18 protein-coding genes are annotated in these 18898 nt (G+C 44.3%); 13 read left to right on the forward strand and 5 right to left on the reverse strand.

Annotation, left to right across the window (positions count from 1 at the left end; all coding sequences use genetic code 11):
- Positions 1 to 46: 46 nt before the first annotated feature.
- From modA to APAR_RS01365, 8 genes are read left to right on the forward strand one after another with little or no spacing between them, the layout of a single operon-like run.
- The gene (gene modA / locus APAR_RS01330) at positions 47 to 922 is read left to right on the forward strand and encodes a molybdate ABC transporter substrate-binding protein (RefSeq protein ID WP_012808343.1); all 876 of its coding nucleotides are present in this window, start codon (positions 47 to 49) and stop codon (positions 920 to 922) included.
- A 32-nt stretch (positions 923 to 954) separates the two neighbouring features.
- Complete coding sequence (gene modB, locus APAR_RS01335) at positions 955 to 1644, forward strand: molybdate ABC transporter permease subunit (protein ID WP_012808344.1); 690 nt, start codon at positions 955 to 957, stop codon at positions 1642 to 1644.
- A gap of 2 nt (positions 1645 to 1646) precedes the next feature.
- Positions 1647 to 2750: a sulfate/molybdate ABC transporter ATP-binding protein gene (locus APAR_RS01340; protein ID WP_012808345.1), complete on the forward strand. Its 1104-nt coding sequence runs from the start codon at positions 1647 to 1649 to the stop codon at positions 2748 to 2750.
- On the forward strand, positions 2743 to 3690 hold the full coding sequence (gene moaA, locus APAR_RS01345) for a GTP 3',8-cyclase MoaA (protein WP_012808346.1): 948 nt from the start codon (positions 2743 to 2745) through the stop codon (positions 3688 to 3690). Before APAR_RS01340 ends, moaA begins: the two co-directional genes overlap by 8 nt.
- A 1-nt stretch (position 3691) precedes the next feature.
- Positions 3692 to 4171, forward strand: coding sequence for a cyclic pyranopterin monophosphate synthase MoaC (moaC, locus tag APAR_RS01350; protein ID WP_012808347.1), 480 nt, complete (start codon positions 3692 to 3694; stop codon positions 4169 to 4171).
- Entirely contained in the window at positions 4168 to 4656 is a 489-nt protein-coding gene (locus tag APAR_RS01355) for an MOSC domain-containing protein (protein ID WP_012808348.1), read from the forward strand. The genes moaC and APAR_RS01355 overlap by 4 nt, the downstream gene beginning before the upstream one ends.
- Positions 4643 to 5677, forward strand: a complete 1035-nt coding sequence (locus APAR_RS01360) for a molybdopterin-binding protein (protein ID WP_012808349.1) — start codon at positions 4643 to 4645, stop codon at positions 5675 to 5677. Before APAR_RS01355 ends, APAR_RS01360 begins: the two co-directional genes overlap by 14 nt.
- 2 nt (positions 5678 to 5679) lie before the next feature.
- Complete coding sequence (locus APAR_RS01365; protein ID WP_012808350.1) at positions 5680 to 6189, forward strand: MogA/MoaB family molybdenum cofactor biosynthesis protein; 510 nt, start codon at positions 5680 to 5682, stop codon at positions 6187 to 6189.
- A gap of 68 nt (positions 6190 to 6257) precedes the next feature.
- On the opposite strand, the gene APAR_RS01370 is transcribed toward APAR_RS01365, so the two are convergent.
- From APAR_RS01370 to APAR_RS01380, 3 genes are read right to left on the reverse strand one after another with little or no spacing between them, the layout of a single operon-like run.
- Complete coding sequence (locus APAR_RS01370; protein WP_012808351.1) at positions 6258 to 7469, reverse strand: NAD(P)H-dependent oxidoreductase; 1212 nt, start codon at positions 7467 to 7469, stop codon at positions 6258 to 6260.
- 20 nt (positions 7470 to 7489) lie between these two features.
- Complete coding sequence (locus APAR_RS01375) at positions 7490 to 8098, reverse strand: NADPH-dependent FMN reductase (RefSeq protein ID WP_012808352.1); 609 nt, start codon at positions 8096 to 8098, stop codon at positions 7490 to 7492.
- A gap of 17 nt (positions 8099 to 8115) precedes the next feature.
- Positions 8116 to 9078, reverse strand: coding sequence for an FAD:protein FMN transferase (locus tag APAR_RS01380; RefSeq protein ID WP_012808353.1), 963 nt, complete (start codon positions 9076 to 9078; stop codon positions 8116 to 8118).
- A gap of 288 nt (positions 9079 to 9366) precedes the next feature.
- Between APAR_RS01380 and APAR_RS01385 the strand changes: the two genes are divergently transcribed.
- A complete protein-coding gene (locus APAR_RS01385) occupies positions 9367 to 10143 on the forward strand; it encodes a hypothetical protein (protein ID WP_012808354.1) in 777 nt (258 codons plus the stop codon).
- A gap of 100 nt (positions 10144 to 10243) precedes the next feature.
- Here the strand turns inward: APAR_RS01385 and APAR_RS01390 are convergent, their stop codons facing one another.
- Entirely contained in the window at positions 10244 to 14296 is a 4053-nt protein-coding gene (locus APAR_RS01390; RefSeq protein WP_012808355.1) for a beta strand repeat-containing protein, read from the reverse strand.
- A gap of 524 nt (positions 14297 to 14820) precedes the next feature.
- Between APAR_RS01390 and APAR_RS01395 the strand changes: the two genes are divergently transcribed.
- From APAR_RS01395 to APAR_RS01405, 3 genes are all read left to right on the forward strand, one after another.
- Complete coding sequence (locus APAR_RS01395; protein ID WP_012808356.1) at positions 14821 to 15465, forward strand: HD domain-containing protein; 645 nt, start codon at positions 14821 to 14823, stop codon at positions 15463 to 15465.
- 101 nt (positions 15466 to 15566) lie between these two features.
- Entirely contained in the window at positions 15567 to 16694 is a 1128-nt protein-coding gene (locus APAR_RS01400) for a 5-methyltetrahydropteroyltriglutamate--homocysteine S-methyltransferase (RefSeq protein WP_012808357.1), read from the forward strand.
- 132 nt (positions 16695 to 16826) lie between these two features.
- Positions 16827 to 17819, forward strand: coding sequence for a helix-turn-helix transcriptional regulator (locus APAR_RS01405; protein WP_012808358.1), 993 nt, complete (start codon positions 16827 to 16829; stop codon positions 17817 to 17819).
- Between the two features lie 38 nt (positions 17820 to 17857).
- Here the strand turns inward: APAR_RS01405 and APAR_RS01410 are convergent, their stop codons facing one another.
- Positions 17858 to 18181 (reverse strand): HIRAN domain-containing protein, encoded by a 324-nt coding sequence (locus APAR_RS01410; protein ID WP_012808359.1) that lies wholly within the window; start codon positions 18179 to 18181, stop codon positions 17858 to 17860.
- 118 nt (positions 18182 to 18299) lie between these two features.
- Here APAR_RS01410 and APAR_RS01415 point away from each other — a divergent pair, with 118 nt between their 5' ends.
- Complete coding sequence (locus APAR_RS01415) at positions 18300 to 18848, forward strand: GNAT family N-acetyltransferase (RefSeq protein WP_012808360.1); 549 nt, start codon at positions 18300 to 18302, stop codon at positions 18846 to 18848.
- Positions 18849 to 18898 lie beyond the last annotated feature (50 nt).

Consider the following 18898-nt stretch of genomic DNA (forward strand, 5'->3'; position numbering starts at 1 on the left):
TATATGCGCTGCAGTATAAGGTTAGGTTCGTTTGAAAGGGAAGTTTATGAAGTCCGAAAGCAGTGTGACTCGTCGTTCGTTTGTTGCCAGTGCAACAGGGGCTGCCGTGTTTGGCCTTTCCGCTTGCAATGGTAATGAAACAAAAAAGGAAGATACGTCTGGAAGCCAGAAAAAAGCTGATGCTCAAAAACTTATTGTGTTTGCGGCAGCATCTTTGACCGAGAGTTTGACTGAAGCAGGAGAGCTTTTTAAAAATGCCAATCAGGGTGTTGATATTAGTTTTAACTTTGATTCTTCAGGTACGCTTAAGACGCAGATTGAAGAAGGATCTGATTGTGACGTTTTTATTTCTGCTGGTCAGAAACAGATGAATCAGCTTGATGCAAATGCTAAAAAAGATCACGATAAGGACCTTGACTTTATTGCATCTGATACGCGCTTTGACATCCTTGAGAACAAGGTAACGCTTTGTGTTCCACAGGATAATCCTAAGGTTGTTAAGAGCTTTGATGATATGGCAACAAAGCTTACTTCGGGTGAAGTTTTGCTTGGTATGGGAAATTCGGATGTTCCGGTAGGTCAGTACACACAGAAGATTTTGAAATACTACAAGCTTGATGAAGAGAAGCTTGCTAAGGAAGGTCATATTTCATACGGAACTAATGTTAAAGAAGTAACCACGCAGGTTAAAGAAGCTTCCGTTGATTGCGGTGTTATTTATAAGACCGATGCTACTTCTGCAAAACTTCAGATGGTTGATGAAGCAACCGAGGAAATGTGTGGACGTGTGGTATATCCTGCTGCGGCAACTAAGAATGCAAAGCAGGCAGACCTTGCAAAGAAATTCCTTGAGTTCTTGAAAACCTCTGATGCGAGCGCTTGCTTTGAAAAGGTCGGATTTACTCCGCTTTCAAAGGCATAATTTCTCGCTGCTAAATCTGGATTGGTATTTCTATGGATTGGTATCCGCTGTATAACTCATTGAGGATTGCTGCGGCATCAACTGCTCTTGTTTTTTTATTGGGTATTGCTTTAGCAAACCTCGTTGCCAAGACTCCACGAATTATTAAGGGTCTTTTGGATGTCATACTGACGTTACCGTTGGTGTTGCCACCGACGGTTGTGGGCTATCTGCTGTTATTGCTTTTGGGTCCACGTCGTCCCATTGGCTTTTGGGTTATGGATGTGTTTGGTATAAAACTCACGATGGTATGGTATGCAGCAATTTTTGCAACAGTAGTGGTGAGTTTGCCGTTGATGTATCGCACAACCCGAGGTGCATTTGAAAGCTTTGATGAAACGCTTGCAGATGCAGCTCGCACGCTAGGCAAATCAAATACATGGGTGTTTTGGCATGTTAAGATGCCTTGCTGCATGAAAGGCGTGGTAGCAGGAACTGTTTTGGCGTTTGCTCGGGCGCTGGGTGAGTATGGAGCAACTTCAATGATATGCGGATATACTCCAAACACCACAGCAACCGTATCAACAACAGTCTATCAATTGTGGAGAACTGGCGACGATGCAGCGGCTATACAGTGGGTGCTTATCAACCTTGCCATTTCTGCCGTGGTGCTTCTTGCTCTTAACATCTTTGAAAAAGGTAGCCGCCGAGCACGTGTGGCAACACCAGTTCAGGAGGCGTAGTTATGGCGCTTTCTGTTGATATTGCCAAGCATTTAGATGGTTTTGATTTACATGTTTCGTTTGTTGTCGAGAAGGGCAATGAGGTATTGGCTCTTCTTGGTCCTTCCGGCTGCGGTAAATCAATGACGCTCAAGTGTATTGCTGGCATTGTAAAGCCGGATAGCGGGCGCATTGTGCTCAATGATCGAGTTCTGTTTGATTCTGAAGCTCATATTAATTTGCCACCGCAAGAGCGACACGTAGGGTATTTGTTTCAAAGCTATGCTCTCTTTCCGCATATGAGTGTTATGCAAAACGTACTGGTAGGAGCTAAAGGAGAAACACAAGCAGAGCGTGAGGCGTGTGCGCTTGAACAGCTTAAGAAGGTACAACTTGATGGTCTTCTTGATCGTCGCCCTCATGAGCTTTCTGGTGGCCAGCAACAGCGCTGCGCTATGGCTCGTATTCTTGCAAGCAAGCCTGATCTTATTTTGCTTGATGAGCCTTTCTCGGCACTTGATAGTTATCTCCGATGGCAACTTGAACTGGAGTTAAGCGATACTCTCCGTGCGTTTCCGGGAGGAGCAATTTACGTTTCACATAATCGCGATGAGGTGTATCGTCTGTGTGATTCCGTGTGTGTTATCAATCACGGAAACTCTGATGATAAAGTTTCGGTGTATGAGCTTTTCTCGACACCGACTACGCTTGCTGCGGCACGAATTTCAGGATGTAAGAATATTTCTCGTGCACATAAGGTGGGCGAGAAGAGCTTGTTTTGTGATGAATGGGGCTTAAGTCTTACAACCGCTTTGCCAGTAGATGAACAGGTGAAATACGTAGGAATTCGTGCACATTATTTTCAGGTAGTGGACTGTGCAAGTGAATACAAAAATATCATTCCTTGTCAGGTGAATCGCGTGATTGATAATACGTTTTCAACTATTGTGATGGCTCAAACACCGGGAGGGTCACTGCTTCGTTATGAATGCTCCAAAGAGTCGTGGGCACGTTTAGGTGAGCCTCGCCAGGTTTTGCTTCACGTTGCTCCAGAATATGTCATGCCACTTTGTGATGGTGAAGAAAAGCACAGCGTAGTGGAAGAAAAGAAGTCACTGTATGTATGATGAGTTGGGTCGAAACATTCGCTATTTGAGACTTTCAGTAACCGATCGCTGTAATTGTCGTTGTTTGTATTGCATGCCGGCACACGGTATCTCTATGCTTCGACATGAAGATATACTTTCGTTTGAAGAGATGCGCGCTATTGTTGAAGCATCTGCGCAGTTGGGAGTAAGAAAGGTTCGTCTTACAGGTGGAGAGCCATTAGCACGTCGCGGTATTGTAGATCTCGTACGTATGGTTTCTGCTGTTGAAGGTATTGAAGAGGTAGTTATGACTACCAACGCTACGTTACTTGCACCTCTTGCAAAAGATCTCAAAGCAGCAGGGCTTTCTCGTCTCAATATTTCTCTTGATACACTTGATTCTGAACTGTATACAAAGCTCAGTCGTACGGGAACACTTGATGATGCGCTGGCTGGTATTGAGGCAGCAAGAGAAGCAGGGTTTATCTATACAAAGTTCAATACCGTACTTTTAGGAGGACTGAATGAATCTGAGATTCGTCCTCTTGCAGAGCGAGCTAAAAGTGAGCCTGTTGATGTGCGTTTTATTGAGCTGATGCGTATGGGTGAATGCTCAAAATGGCCGGCTGAGCGTTTTATAAGTGCTGATTGCGTATTAAAAGTATTGCCTGAACTTGAAGCTGCTGGCTCTAATGGCGTAACAGAGCTCTTTCAGGCACCGGGATGGCGGGGACGTGTAGGGCTTATCCGCCCAATGACGCATACATTTTGTAGCTCTTGCGACAGAATCCGCGTAACTGCAGATGGTATGTTAAAACCGTGTCTGCATTCTGCACGAGAAATTCCGCTTAGGGGACTTGTGGGAGATGAACTTGTGCAAGTTTTGCGTCAAGGTATTTCTCAAAAGCCTGAAGGTCATATCATGAGTCTTTCTCATGCAAGCGAGTCGCTTCGAGCGATGAATAAAATAGGGGGTTAGCATGGCGTTTACACATTTTAATTCGCAAGGTCATGCGCATATGGTTGATGTGTCTGCAAAGGAAAAAACAGCACGTACCGCTCGCGCAAAAGGTAAGATTTTTATGCGCCACGATATGCTTGAGCTTGTTCGTACAGGTGGTATTCAAAAAGGTGATGTACTTTCTGTGGCGCAAGTTGCAGGCATTATGGCAGCAAAGCGAACTTGGGAAATCATTCCCATGTGTCATCCTATTCAGCTTACCGGAGTAGATATTTCATTTGCATTTGAGGGCGATGGTATTGCGGTAGAGGCATGTTGTCGATGCACCGGAGAAACTGGGGTAGAGATGGAAGCGCTGACTGCAGCATCTACGGCGTGTTTGACTATCTATGACATGTGTAAAGCACATCAGAGGGATATGGTTATTGACCAGATTTGCTTGCTTGAGAAAGACGGAGGAGCATCAGGTCATTTTGTGCGAGAGGAACAGAATAAATGAGTGTTGGAGTGACTGAATCTGCTAAAAGAGGCACGGTACTGTCTTGTTGTATTAGCGTGAAAAAGGGCACACGAAAAGTACCTGTTGATTCTATTGAAGTGTGCGTAGGAGAAGGTATCAAAGGTGATGCCCATGCTGGAAATTGGCATCGTCAGGTGAGCCTTCTTGGTAACGAGTCTGTTGATACTATGCGCGAGAAGGGCGCAGAGTTACATCCAGGAGATTTTGCAGAAAATATACTAACTTCTGGTCTTGCACTGCGCGAGCTCCCTGTTGGTACGGTACTTGCAATAGGAGATACTCTTCTTGGGGTAACTCAGATTGGAAAAGTATGTCATCACGATTGTGAAATTCGCAAACTGGTTGGTACTTGCGTAATGCCTACTGATGGTATTTTTACCGTGGTTTTACGTGGAGGTACTATCAGACCTGGAGATGCCATTTGTGTAGTTGATGCAAAGGAGCTCTTGCATGAAACAGATTAGAACAGAAGATGCAGTAGGACATGTACTGTGTCACGATATGACTCAGATTATTCCTGGCGAGAGCGCTGACGACAAGACGCGCTTTAAGGGCGTGCGCTTTAAGAAGGGTCACGTAGTAGAAAAGGCTGATATTCCTGTATTGCTCAGCATGGGTAAAGAGCATCTTTATGTGTGGGAGTTGGGAGACAACCAACTTCATGAAAACGATGCGGCATATCGCATGGCAGCGCTTTGCCATGGCGAGAATTGCCTTGTATCCAAAGAGCCTCATGAGGGAAAGCTCACTATCACTGCGGCAGTTGACGGTGTCTTTGAGCTTGATGTCCAGCGTCTTAATGCAGTGAATGCAGTAGATGAAGTTATGATTGCTACTCGTCGCGGCAATATTGCAGTTAAGAAGGAAACCCCTCTTGCGGGAACTCGTGTTATTCCTTTGGTAGTAGATACGTCTGTTGTTGAGGCTGCCGAGGCTGCTGCTGATGTTGAGCATAAGGGAGCTCTTATGCGAGTAGTACCGTTTTGCGTTAAGACTGCGGCGCTTATCGCAACAGGGTCTGAAGTGCAAAAGGGACTTATTGAGGATAAGTTTACACCGGTAGTTGAGAAAAAACTTGCAGCTTTTGGCATTGAAACAGTGCATTGTGCAAAGCCTGGCGATGATATGGATGCACTTGTTGCTGCTATTCGCAAAGCACAACATTTGGGTGTAGACATGATTGTCTGTACAGGTGGAATGAGCGTAGACCCAGATGATAATACCCCAGGTGCTATCAAGCGCTCCGGTGCTCATATTGTTACCTATGGTGCTCCGGTTCTACCTGGTGCAATGATGTGTTTAGGATATTTGGATGCAGCCAATAGTTCTACTTCTCAAATTCCTATCTTAGGACTTCCGGGATGTGTCATGTATAGCGCAACAACAGTATTTGACTTAGTTCTTCCCCGTATTGCGGCTGGTATTGAACTGACAAAGCATGATTTTGTAGCCCTTGGCGAGGGTGGCCTCATAGTAAAGGAATAAATATGCCAGAGAGTTCTTGCGATGCCACATCCTTCTCAGCGCGTGTCATTACTGTAAGTGATCGTTCTTCGCGTGGGGAACGACCAGATGCAAGCGGTCCTGCACTTGTTGCTTTTTTAGGCGAGAAGGGCTTCGCAGTTGATGCATATGCAGAGGTTGTACCTGATGAGCGTCAGCAAATTGCCCGTGCGTTACGTAATGCAATTTCGGATGACATTGCGCTTGTGGTAACTACGGGTGGGACGGGTTTCTCGCCACGAGATATTACTCCTGAAGTTACATCTGAAGTATGCGAGCGTATGGTGCCGGGCATTCCTGAGGCTATGCGTGCGGCATCACTACTTATTACACCTAAGGCATGTCTTTCAAGAGAAGTAGCAGGCATTGCCCAGCGTACTTTAATTATAAATTTGCCAGGAAGTCCTAAAGCTGCAATAGAAAATCTTGCAGCTGTTTTGGACGTTTTACCTCATGGACTTGGAATTTTAAGAGGTACCATACTTGATGGTTAACAAACTCCCCAACAAACAAGTTTGTTGGGGAGTTTGCATAAGTACTCTTATGTAAAGTTTTCAATAAGTTAGGCGCTTGCTCCAGAGATTGCATCAACGCTTGAGTTTGATCCATCTGCATTACCACTTGGTGCTCCTGTAGGAGGCATAGGCATTCCAGCACCGCCGACAAGACGCTGACCAGTAGTTTGGAGATACCAATCCAACCATGGCTTAAAGTTGAAGACAATCTCGTTGATGCCTGCATAAGAGCCATCAGGGTAATACATTGCTTGGTAGTTATGGGTATTGATAATGTCGGCTGGTGTACCTGGGACAATGGTGCGAACATACTCTTTGTCGCCGTTGCGAAGTACGCCAATGACATATTCAACGTTTTTCATACGACCTTCAGGAAGAGAGCTGTGAACTGTGGACAGACGGTTGCCTGACTGCTCAGGTACGCGTTTTGCCAGCATGGTATCTGGATTGTCGTGAACGTTGTTGTAGTAAAGGAATTGGTTGTTGTCATCTGCGTAGGTCAGCTCAAATGGCATTGCTTTTAGGAACATATCAATTTGGTTGACTGTTAAAATGCCATGGTTAAGTTTTACGTATGTGTCACCTGAAACTGCACCCACAAGCTCAGCGGCCTTCTCGACCCAATCAGGATCATCGGGATCAATGCCTTGGATAGTAGTGGAAATTGAGTTGGTCACGTCCAGATCCTCTGGTGCAATTGGCTTTGGCTTCTTCAATTTGGAGACCACCTCTACGTATTTAACAAAGTTATCCAAGCAAAAGCCCAGGAAACTAACAGTGCGCTCATCGATAATGTTGCCATCTTCATCAAAGGCCTGCTTAGCCTTTCCAAGAAGGAACTCGTTACCAGGTAAGACGAATGCGTTTACGCCTGGAGCATCCAAAATCTTGCGCAAATGAACTTGTGCGCGAGAAGTTCCTTGGTCGTAGTAAGAAGCTCCGACAATCATGACAGGCTTGTCTTCAAATGGATGTACATCGTAAGAGAGCCATTCGATAACGCTTTTCAGCGCAGGTGAGATGGTATGGTTGTGCTCCGGTGTAGAAATAATGACGCCGTCAGCTCGAGTAATCCTGTTGTACAGTAGGCGAAGCTGGAAGTTTTCATCCCACTTAAGGTCCTGGTTGAACAGGGGAATGTTATCAATCTCAAGAATTTCAAGCTCAAACTGCTTGGCAAAGTGTTTTTTAATGAAGTGTAGAAGTTTTCGGTTATAAGAAATCTCCGCATTTGAACCGACAATTCCGACAAATTTCATAATAGTAGTTCCTTCCAGGCCTACAGGTTTTCCCAGTCAAAGTTTTCGGCCTCTTTGCGGAGAAGTTCGCGCGATGCGGCCATTTTTTCGTTGAGTTTTACAAACAGACGGAAGTCGTCAAATAGCAGATCAAGCTTCTTGACGGTAGCCTTGTCCTTCAAGTTGCCCTTCTCGTCAAATGCTTGCTGAGCGCGACCAAGAAGGAATTCGGAACCTGGCATGATTGCTGCTTTGAGTTCTGGAGCGTCCAGGATTTGGCGGAGCTGCAGCTGCGCGCGAGAAGATCCGAGTGTGCCTAAGGATGCGCCAACAATCATGACTGGCTTGTTGACCATAGGGAAGATGCCATAGGACAGCCAAGCAAGTGCGTTTTGCAGTACAGCTGGAATGGAGTGGTCGTACTCTGGGGTTGCGATAATGACGCCGTCAGCAGCTTCAATTTTCTTTGCAAGCTCAGAGACAACTTTGGGAACCCTCATTTTTGCAGGCTTGTTGAACAGGGGAATGTTGTCGATTTCCACCAGCTCGATGGTGGCCTTGTCGGCAAAATGCTTTTGCATAAATTGTAAAAGCCTTCGGTTATTTGATTCTTTTGAATTGGTGCCAATAAGGCCAACAAAGTTAAGCATCAAAATTCCTTTCTGGGTTACGCAAGGAGCTCAGGTGAGATTCCCGACGAATAATATACGCGATTATCATTAGTTACGATAAGTGCATCGATGTCCTTTTCTTGTTCTACGCGGGCAAGAAGTTGATTGGGTTTCTCGCCATAAAGGCGCGTTGTCCAAATTTCTCCGTCAAGCGAGTTGTCCGAGATAATCGTGATGCTTGCAAGTTGCGTGTCAACTGGATAGCCGGTATCTCGGTCAAGAATGTGGTGGTAAGACTGTCCGCTTACCTGAAGTTTCCTTTCGTAGGTACCGGAGGTCACTACGGACTGGTTGCGAATAGGCAGCACAGCAAGGTTGGTGCCTCTTGGTTGTTGCGGATCCTGGATACCAATCTGCCACGGTCTGCCTGCAAGTAAATTGGTACCAATTGTTTTAATGTTACCGCCAAGGTTAATAAGCGCGGAAGTGACGTGTTGACTTTTCAGATAATCTGCAATTTTGTCGGCAATGTAACCTTTTGCCAGACATCCCAAGTCTAGCTTCATGCCTTCTTTGGCAAGAAATACAGTGTAATTCAGCGGATCTAATTCAATGAGTTGTGGGTCAGTTAACGCTAACGCATGCGCAATCTCGGTTTTGTTTGGAATGCGAGCGTCAGTAAAGCCGATTCGCCAGGCTTGAACCAAAGGGCCAATGGCAATATTTAAATGACTTGCAGGTAGGAGACTTTGTTCTTTTCCAATTTGAATAAGTTCAAACAACTCGGGGTGAACTGGAATAGAATGTTTGCCCGCTGCATGGTTGACCTGCATGAGCTCGGAATTTGCGTCGTTTGCGCTAAATCGCTGGTTATAAATGTGCAGGAGGTCAAAGACGCCATTAAGCAACTGCTCTGCCGAGCATTCCATCTGCATATCATTTTGAGGTGATAATAAAGAGATGGTGATAGTTGCACCCATCAGGTGAGTTGATCTGGAAACGTAGGCTAGTTCTGACACGACTCTCCCATATTGTCCAACAGTGGTTTGTCTAATCTTACCTGTAGATTGCTTGGTAAGTAGCATAATTTTATGCTTGTTCGTTGCATTTGTTTGTTGTATCAACAACATTTTTGGTGAGAAAATCTATAGTCCTTTAGGTTCAAGTGCCGTTGTAAAGGCGGCTGTATATCCATTGATGCGGAAAATTTATTTTGGTGTCCGTAAAATAATTGTCCAGTAACACGATATAATTTTATGAAGTTCCTAGTTATTTCCTGTACTGCAAAAAGTGGAGGTAAAAGGCATATGAGAAGCATCTTTGAAGATCGACAAGTATCAATTAAGTGTGACAACAAGTATTCTTATACCGTTACAAAAGACGGCTTGGCTTATGTCCCAGGTAATGGTAAGCCAGAGGTTAGAATCTTGTTTTCTGAAGTCGGTTCAACTTTTTTGCTGAACTATTGCAGCTCTAACGGTCCTTACGAGATTACCTTTAAGAGCAATGATGGTCATGACATTGCTAGCATCGATACAGATCTTAAGCTCCGCGAATTTGGACATAATATCCTGGATACCAAGACTATTATTCTTGCTTTTGCGGCTCATAAGCTTACTAACGAGTTTCCCAATAACCTTGAGATATTGAACACCACGCTCGGATTCAGCTTCAAAGAGAAAAAGATTACTATCTCAAATGGTGTGATTTCCGGCGCAAAGCATCAGGTTAAGCTTTCTGACATTCGCCGAGTTCAGTGTGTTGCAGGAGGCGCACTCAATAACCTCTTTGTTTTCACTAAGGAGAAGGGTGGCTTCTTTGATAGGGCAGACATTGTTGTTCCCGTCAACGAGCTTACAGTTCCTATTCTTGAAGCTACAATGAGAAGAAATACTGGTCACGGTATTGATTTCAGTAGAGGCAATGGATTTGATCAGCCAAACAGCAACTTCATCATTATTCGTTATTTGGACTCTAGCTTCTTTGAGACTGCCCCTGGCGTCTTCAAGGAGGACTGGCAGAAGGATGCCTACGAGTTCGTTAAGTCCTTTGGTTATGATTTGCAGACCATGCTAGGGGAGTAACCTCTGGCGAGAAAAACGTCTTGTCCAAGAAAAACAGCCGCCCTCAGATAAGAAGGCGGCTGTTTCATTTAGGTACAAAGATTGCTCTGACAGTGTTTTTTTACTTATTTTTACGACGCTTAGTAATGCCAAGTGAAGTCATTACAGTTGTCATACCTGCGAGAAGTACACCAAGAGGTGCTGCAACAGAAGCGTCTCCTGTATATGGAGTCTTCTTTTTCTTAGATGGCTTCTTCTTAGTTGGAGTGGAAGGAGAAGGTGTCTCTGGGGTCTTATCCTCTGCAACAGTAATAGTTAACTGGATGGTGTCGTTATTAGTTGCAACAGCGTCTTTACCATCTGGCCATTGAACACCATTCCAAGTGAACGAGAAGGCTTTGCGGTTGCCGGCTGCGGAATCAGCAATAGCGCTAAAGGAGCCTGTAACTGTACCAACAGCGGTGAGCTGAGTACCTGCAGCAACATTGGAGTCAATGGTGACACCAGGAATGGTGAGCTTCATCCAACCACCGTTTGCACTGGCTTCGTCGACAATACGTTCAAGGTCAGAGTACGTTCTAATGGAAGATGGATCGCTGAGCTCAAACGTGACAGTAACGGTACGGCCGTTAACCTGGACATCGCTGACCTTAAAGCCACTACCAAAGTTAGAAGCCTGGACAGTGCTGGCATCAAGGTTGCTTGGGAGTGTCATTCCTTCAGGAACGGTCAGAGTTGCTGTGAACTTGAACTTAAGATTGCTCAGCGTAATGGTGTCGTGGTTGGTATTAGGATAGGCACGCTCGATGTTGTTCATCTGCTCTTGGATAGAGGAAGCAAGAATTGAACCAGTGAGATTAAAGGTAGAGCCTGCCTTCATGGTGATGACCTGGTCATGCTCGGTATTCTCGTCTGCGAGCATATCTGCAGGGATGTTCATATCAATAGGGTTGTTAACAATCAGAGTCTGCTGAATATCTGTACCACGAGGATCTCTGTTTGCAGTAATCTGAACACCGTTCCAAGAAAGGTTGTACTTCTTGGTAACGTTAGTGACGGTATTCTTTGCATAAGACTCAAAAGTACCAGTAAGAGTACCTGTAGCGGTAAGCTCCTGACCATTGGTAACCTGAGTTGAGTCAAGGGTGAGGCCGTTAACGGTTACGGTAAGGGGTCTTGCGATCTCTGCGGTAGCTGCGTCGTCTTTGCCGACTGTTTCAACAGCATCTTTGAGCTGCTTATAGTTGCTGTAAGTATTCTTAAGCTTCAGGGTAACGGTAACTTCTTGGCCGTTAACGGAGACATTTGAAACATCAAAGAGGTCACCAAGACCAGAGGTGGTTACTGTTGGATTAGCTGGGACAACAACGCCAGCAGGAAGAGTAAGTTTTGCAGTAAAGGTAGAAGTTGTGCCTGAAAGCGTAATCTTGGTTAGGTCGTCAAGGCCACCAGCGATGTTATTCTCAAAGTTAGTCATTTGGTTAATGACGGAAGTAGCATCAATGGCGCCCGTAAGACTGAAGCTCTTATCGTTAGAAACTTCTTTAATCTGAGTGGTGTTGTTCTGAGAATCGCTCCACATATCAGCAGGAAGATCACTGGTAAGCTCAACTTTCTGGATGGAAGGATCATCTTTCCACTTGAGGTAGTAAGTGACGTCGTTAGTAAGCGTTGCACCACCGTTGATAGTTGCAGGGGAGTTGCCTGCAGCGTCAGTAAACCAGTAGTGATAGTCGTGGCCAACAACAAAACCAAAGAAGGTCTTTGGTTTATCCTCGCTGTCTAGGATATGGTTTTCAAGAGTTGCAATATTTGTGTATGCAGTATTGGTGTTAGAGTCGGTTGGACTTGCAATTCCAGCAGTTGTAGCGCTTAGGGTATTGCCACTGAGGTTTCTAAGCAGTGCGTTGATGTTAGTCTGCTCAGCAACGGTTGGATGAGTTTTGATAGTAGCAACCTCTCCACCGTTTGCATCGGTAGTGATGTCAAAGACGTTTGGGTTCTGCTTAAATACGCTATTTGCAGAGAAGGTTCCACCATTTGCCGAGAAGGACACGGTAAGGCGCTGCTCCTCCCAGTCTGCATACAAATCAATGGTATCGGTACCAGTAGGAATAGCTAGGTTGGAGTTAGCTGCAACCTCATCGCCAGCGCCGTTTGCCTGGGTAGTCCAGCGCTTGAAGGTCTTACCAGCAATATTGAAGTTATTGTTGAGGTTGTTGACCTCAGTATTAGAGCGAACTGTTACGGTACGGTTTGCGTTAGTAGCAACGCGGTCAATGACAGAGACGCCGTTACCATTGTGATACCTGACGTAGAGCCAAGAGGTGTTAGCTTTCCAGTGTGGATAGACTGTCATGTCAGAGGTGACCTGAGTATCAGCGGTAAATTGATGTTCTGTGCCAGAAGCGTCAGTGTAGTACCAGCCGTCAAACTCCTGGCCGCTTGCATAGGGGTCTGCAGGCAGGGTAGTGGAGCCTTCTGCTACAGAAGAAGCGGTTGCAAGAGAGTTGCCACGCATGGCAAGAGCTGTTTTGTTAGCGGTAGTGCCATCAGCAAATGTTGGATTAATGCCCGTAACGCCTGGGGCGTTAAGATCAAAGGTGACAGTTGCAGCAGGTGCCCAGACGTGCTTCTGACCATCACTTGATGCGTTAGCAACTGGGTAGGTGTATGTTGCACCATTAGCATTAATGAGGCTTAGAGAGTTAGTTGATACGTCAGCAAGTGTAAAAAGCGAGAGTGCTTCGTTTCCGTTAGCTGCACCGTTTGTAGGAATAGTGCTACCAAAGCCGCTGTTGTAGTCAGGTGCATATTTGAGCAGATACGAACCGCCAACAACATTGTAATTTTGACGAGTCTGGCCAGCACCGTTATCAGAGTTCTTGGTCGCAGGGGTCTCTACTAGGCTGTTTCCAGTGAACTGGATGGAGCCATTAGTCTGTGCACCAAAGAGAGCGCCAGAATTACGACCATCTCCTTTAATGGTTGAGTTGTTAATGATGACATTACCAGTGTTGACGTTCAGACCACCAGTTCCACCATTGGTAAAGTTAAGGGTTGAGTTAGTAACGTTTACAGTTCCTCCAGCTACACCAACAGAAATGCCAGAAGTAGAACCAGCATTTGCATTGATGGTGGAGTTAACAATATTGGAAGGACCCTGGATGGTCATACCCGTCTGTCCCCAGTAAGATGGGTTAATGGTCAGGGTAGAATCAGTCATGTTGAGCTGGTTGACATAGAAAGTCTGACCAAAGCCCTTAACCTTAAGATCAGTGTTCTTGAGGGTAAGATTACGAGCATCATTCCAGGTACGTGCCTGTGAAGTGACGTTGATAGTAGCGTTTTCAAAAGTAGAGCCGGACTCAAAGAAGTTTGTATTGCTCTTATCGTCTGCAGTGATGCTAACGCTGTTTTTGTTGGTAGTGCCTTTAACGGTTCCGCCAAGAGAAATACCGCGAGAGCCACTAGAACCTGCGTTGTTTTTAAAGACGTAGGTACCGTCGGTGATAGTTGAACCAGGCTGTGCAGTTAGGGCAGTTTTGAAGCCAGACATAGTAAGGGTACCAGTGCCGGTTAGCGTTGAACCAGACTTCAGAACAAGACCATCAATTCTGTTACCAGTGCCAGTAAGAGTTGCACCTTCATCAGCAATTTTGAGTGTGAGACCAGCAGGAATAGTAACCGTAGAGGTCAAATCAAGATTGCCTTTAAGATGAATGGTATTGATGGATGGAGTTTCTGAACATAGCTCCAGTGCTTTCTGTAGAGTTTTGAGAGCATTTGTATTAGAGCCATCATTGGCGTCGTTACCATTGGTTCCGTCTACCCAGAGCTCAGTTGAGGTAACTGAAAGGCTTCTTGCAACACGGCGAGAAGATCTATCTGTAGGAGTAGTAGTCTGCTCGGAAGTTTGCTGGTTAGTGGAAGTCTGCTGGTTAGTAGTAGCTTCGGTGTTAACGGTAGATTCAGCTGTTGTTTCTGCTGTTGCTTCAGAAGTTGAAGCTGTTGTATCACTTGTTTGGGTTGCCGCAACTTCTTGCGCTTGAGTTGTTTCTTGAGTGTTAGCAATTTCTGCTAATGCTGAAGAAGGAACTAAAGAGAGTGCGAGTACCAAAGACATAGCTGTCTTAGCACCTTTACCTGCAAAGTTCTTATTTTTTCTTTCCATATCTGCCCCAAACAAATAGTAAATACCCCAACAAAATTTGCAATCAAATTTTGTGCTGTATGTGACGAACTACGATAAGCACAAAAGAAATACGTGGCACAAATTTAGAGCATTTTTTGTATAGATGATTATCTATCATTTTTGATAAAGATTGTTGTCTCAAGCAGGCATTTTTATAGTTTGTACATATTTTAAAAGTCACTTTTAACTCGTGTTATATAAGTAATTTAATCAAAATATTTAGCGCGTTTAAGAATGACACTTAAATTGCGCTATTTTTGACAATTTTTTGGTATTTGTCATAAACGTGTAACGAATAGAAATTTCAAAAGAAATGTATTAAATCTTTAAGACAAATACGAGTCATGTGGAAATCGGATAGTTAACAAGTTCATGAAATTCAATTTTTAAATTTTGTTTGTAATACAAGCTTTGTACACTAAGTAAAAGTAAGTTAAGAAAAAGACTACTTTGCGCGTGGATAAAGCGTAGAAGACGTTTTTAATGTATTAAGCGGGGAAGCTATGAACCCAAAAATTATTGATGACGCTTTGGACTTTGTGAAACAGATCTTTTCCACAGATTTTAGTGGTCATGATTATTTTCATACGTTACGCGTGTATAAAATGGCAGTAAAAATTGCGCAAGAAGAAGGAGCAAATCAAGAGATTGTTGCTTTGGCAGCTCTTTTGCATGATGTTGATGATATTAAGCTCTCTCCAGAGACACATGAGCATAAAGAGCGTGCTGTTGCTTTTTTGCGTCAACACGTCGTTGATGAGGTCATTATCCAGGCAATTTGCACTGCAATTGATGAAGTATCGTTTTCTGGAACAGATTCTGTTATTCCTTCAACGCTTGAGGGGATGTGCGTTCAGGATGCAGATCGCTTGGATGCGCTTGGAGCCGTTGGTATTGCACGCACTTTTGCCTATGGCGGAAGTCACGGTCGCGCAATGTATGATCCGGATGAGCCACCAACTCTTAACATGAATGGCGAGGAGTATCACTCACACAAATCAACATCGCTCAATCACTTCTACGAGAAGCTCTTTTTGTTGGCTAATATGATGAACACGCGTAGCGGTAAAAAGCTAGGAAAAACACGCGAGAAATACATGCGTGAGTATGTGGATGAATTCTTAGATGAGTGGAATGGTGAACGCTAACTTATAGTTTTTAGCTATATGAATTAGTTAAGTATTTGTATTTCACAAGTGAAGTTTTGATTGTCATACTGGTTTCTCGTAAGTAGTTCTAAGGGGTTATGATGGCAATCAAAAATGATAAAACTACTCCACATCGCTTTGATGTTGTTGGTAGCTTTCTTCGTCCAGAAAATCTCAAGCAAGCTCGTATTCAGTTTGAAAAAGGTCAGATTGATGCGCATGAGCTCAAGCTAGTAGAGGACAAAGCTATTACAGAGCTCATTCAAAAAGAAAAGCAAGCAGGTCTTAAAGTCATTACTGATGGTGAGTTTAGGCGTGCAACATGGCACCTTGATTTTATGTGGGCGTTCGAAGGTATTGGCCATGCACCAACTAATACTGGCCTGCCTTTCCATGATGAGACTGCAGAGATTGACGACACGTTCTTGGTAGGAAAAGTAGAGCTTACCAAAGAGCACCCGTTTATTGAGCATTTCCGCTTTGTTCAACAGTTTGAGGATGAGACAACCGTTGCAAAACTCACTATTCCTGCTCCTGCACAGTTTATCGAGCAGTTTATTATGCCAATGAATCGTGAGCAGACCAAAAAGTATTATGCCGATGACCAGGAGCTTCTAGAAGACATTGTTGCTGGCTACGGTACGTTTATTGAGCAGGCATATGCTGCAGGCTGTCGTAATCTTCAACTTGATGACTGCTCATGGGGTGTTTTGGTTGACCCTCGCGCCGAGCTCTTCTTTGGTGCTGACCAGGAGGGTCTCAAGAAAATTAAGGCACTACTCTTGGAGATTAACAACCGTGTTCTTGATGCAGCGCCAGCTGATTTAACTATTAACACGCACGTTTGTCGCGGCAACTTCCACAGCACCTGGGCCTGTGAGGGCGGCTATGACGATGTAGCTGATACACTTCTTGCTCAAGAGCACGTAAATGCATTCTTCCTGGAATTTGACGATCATCGCTCCGGTGGCTTTGAACCCTTGGCTTCTGTTCCAGCTGGCAAAAAGGTTGTGCTTGGCCTGATCACCACCAAGCACGCTCAGTTGGAAGAAAAAACCAAAGTTATCGAGCGTATTCATGAGACCGCTCAGTATGTGCCTCTGGAGAACCTCTGTCTTTCTCCTCAGTGTGGTTTTGCAAGCTGCGAGATTGGCAACAAACTCACTGAGGAAGAGCAGTGGGCAAAAATTGCGTTTGTTAAAGAAATTGCTGAAGAGGTTTGGGGTTAAACGCCAGTTGATTCACGGCTAGTTTACGATTAATGCACCGTTTACCGAAGAGTTTCTGACCATACGTTCTTCTTGACTCCTGTCCACTAAAATGGACAGGAGTTTTTATTGGAGCTAGACTTCGGAGGCAGTATGCCAAGCGAGAAGACCCGCTGCTTGCATCTCGTAAAAATATTCGAGGAAGAAACTGACGATGACCACGGTTTGAGTACTCCTCAGCTTATTGAAAGACTTGCTGAGCGTGGTCTGAGCGTAGAGCGTAAAACGTTGTATGACGATATTAAATCGTTGCAGAATTTTGGCTACGACATCCAGTCCTACCAGCGTCATCCCGTTGAATATGGCCTGGCAACTAGGAAGTTTCAGGCTGAAGAACTTATGCTGATGGCAGACGCAGTGCAGTCGTCAAAGTTTTTGACGGAGCGTAAAGCAAACAATCTGGTAAGTCTTATCGGAGATTTAGGTGGCAAGTCCACCTCTGATACGTTGAAGAAGCGCATTCATGTTGAAGGACGTATTAAATCGCAGAATGAGTCTGTGTTTTATGCGCTTAATGCTATTCAGACAGCGCTTTTACAGAAGAAAAAGGTCTCATTCAAGTATCGCAAAAAAGGGTTTAAAGATAAGGTTATTGAAGAGCTGCCTGTAAGAGAAGAAACCCCTGTTCAGCTTACATATATTGATGATTTCTACTATCTTATTGTGTGGAACGATAAGCATCAAAACTTTGTCAATTATCGTGTTGATCGTATGTTTAGACTTGAGGTTTCTGATGCCGATGCCACGGTTAACGAACAAATAAAACGTTTTGATATAGACAAGTATCAAGAACGCGTCTTTGGTATGTATTCAGGTGAGGTTGTTGCGGTAACTCTTCGTGTTAACGAGCGCGTTATGTGCTCGGTGTATGATCGCTTTGGCAAGAACATCATTTTGAATAACTTAAGTTCTGATGGAGCTACAGCTGACGTGCATGTTTCTGTAATGGAAGCTCCTACTTTTTATGGGTGGCTTGCAACATTTGGAACAGATATTGAACTGGTAGCTCCAAAGAAGACCAGACAAAAATATCAAGAGTACTTAAGTGGAATTCTTCAGAGCTATCAGTCACAGAAAGAAGATTAGTCATAACAAGCTAAAACAGACAGGTTTGAGCGCACCAATTATCGAGCATCAATGACGTAGAGACCTGCTTTAACAAGAAGATGACCATGATGATCACTGAGCTGAGTAATTTTGCAAGTAATAATGTTTTGATGTCCGTAGAAAAGCAAGGTGCTCCAGAGAGAATTACTTTCTTTAGGAATAAAACCCAGCTTGTTGTTATTTGAATACAGAGCCAGAGCTTCAGGATCGTAAGGGTTATCGCGCTCAGGAACAATGGTTAGATCTGAGCCAAGTTTTAGCTGATCAAATATAAGAGGAGCGTCGTAGTAGGGAAGACCGGAAATAACAAAGGAATCAACAAGCTTTGTAGGACTGTACATAAGAGCCTCCTTAGAAAATGTTAAGAACAGAGTAAAGAAGATAAAAAGCATGAGTGTCCAACAGACTGGACAGTATAAGAAAGCTGTAAGGTAGTAAAGAACTTCAAAGGGAGTTTGTATGATTACAACTAAGAGATTGTTTCTTATTCCATGGCATGCATCTGACGCCGATGAGCTTTATGAACTGGCAAAAGACCCAGAGATTGGCCCGCTTTGTGGATGGGAACCTCATAAGACTCTGGAAGATTCTAAGCAGGTTCTTGCAAACGTGCTGTCCGATAAGTCCTGTTACGCCGTAAAAGATATGAAGACAGGTCACGTAATTGGTTCAATGTCGTTGAATTTCGAAGAAATTTCTGATTTAAAGGATCCCTCAAAGCAGCTGCATCAGGCAGAAATTGGCTATTGGATTGGTCGTCCTTATTGGGGACAAGGGTTGGCACCTGAGGGTGTTCAAGCTCTTACCTCATATGCATTTGAAGAGCATGGCGTTGACCAGGTGATTATTAGATATCTTGAGCATAATAAGAAGTCTGCTTCAGTGGCTCGTAAGTGTGGCTTTACGGAGGTGGGCATTATTACAGACTTTAATAAGTACACGGGTAAAGAAGAGCAGTTTGGTATATCGATGCTCACAAAAGCAGACTGGGAACGTGTTCAAAAATAGTGGTTCTTCTCGCCATGTTGTGTGTTGCTTTAAAATGTTATATAAGGCAA

Source organism: Lancefieldella parvula DSM 20469 (assembly GCF_000024225.1).
Lineage (GTDB): Bacteria > Actinomycetota > Coriobacteriia > Coriobacteriales > Atopobiaceae > Lancefieldella > Lancefieldella parvula.

Coding starts and splice junctions, on each gene's coding strand:
- APAR_RS01415 (WP_012808360.1), top strand. CDS start 18,300: ATGATTACAACTAAGAGATTGTTTCTTATTCCATGGCATGCATCTGAC.
- APAR_RS01410 (WP_012808359.1), bottom strand. CDS start 18,181: ATGTACAGTCCTACAAAGCTTGTTGATTCCTTTGTTATTTCCGGTCTT.
- APAR_RS01370 (WP_012808351.1), bottom strand. CDS start 7,469: ATGAAATTTGTCGGAATTGTCGGTTCAAATGCGGAGATTTCTTATAAC.
- APAR_RS01340 (WP_012808345.1), top strand. CDS start 1,647: ATGGCGCTTTCTGTTGATATTGCCAAGCATTTAGATGGTTTTGATTTA.
- modB (WP_012808344.1), top strand. CDS start 955: ATGGATTGGTATCCGCTGTATAACTCATTGAGGATTGCTGCGGCATCA.
- APAR_RS01385 (WP_012808354.1), top strand. CDS start 9,367: ATGAGAAGCATCTTTGAAGATCGACAAGTATCAATTAAGTGTGACAAC.
- APAR_RS01365 (WP_012808350.1), top strand. CDS start 5,680: ATGCCAGAGAGTTCTTGCGATGCCACATCCTTCTCAGCGCGTGTCATT.
- APAR_RS01360 (WP_012808349.1), top strand. CDS start 4,643: ATGAAACAGATTAGAACAGAAGATGCAGTAGGACATGTACTGTGTCAC.
- APAR_RS01405 (WP_012808358.1), top strand. CDS start 16,827: ATGCCAAGCGAGAAGACCCGCTGCTTGCATCTCGTAAAAATATTCGAG.
- moaA (WP_012808346.1), top strand. CDS start 2,743: ATGTATGATGAGTTGGGTCGAAACATTCGCTATTTGAGACTTTCAGTA.
- moaC (WP_012808347.1), top strand. CDS start 3,692: ATGGCGTTTACACATTTTAATTCGCAAGGTCATGCGCATATGGTTGAT.
- APAR_RS01400 (WP_012808357.1), top strand. CDS start 15,567: ATGGCAATCAAAAATGATAAAACTACTCCACATCGCTTTGATGTTGTT.
- APAR_RS01395 (WP_012808356.1), top strand. CDS start 14,821: ATGAACCCAAAAATTATTGATGACGCTTTGGACTTTGTGAAACAGATC.
- APAR_RS01355 (WP_012808348.1), top strand. CDS start 4,168: ATGAGTGTTGGAGTGACTGAATCTGCTAAAAGAGGCACGGTACTGTCT.
- APAR_RS01390 (WP_012808355.1), bottom strand. CDS start 14,296: ATGGAAAGAAAAAATAAGAACTTTGCAGGTAAAGGTGCTAAGACAGCT.
- APAR_RS01375 (WP_012808352.1), bottom strand. CDS start 8,098: ATGCTTAACTTTGTTGGCCTTATTGGCACCAATTCAAAAGAATCAAAT.
- modA (WP_012808343.1), top strand. CDS start 47: ATGAAGTCCGAAAGCAGTGTGACTCGTCGTTCGTTTGTTGCCAGTGCA.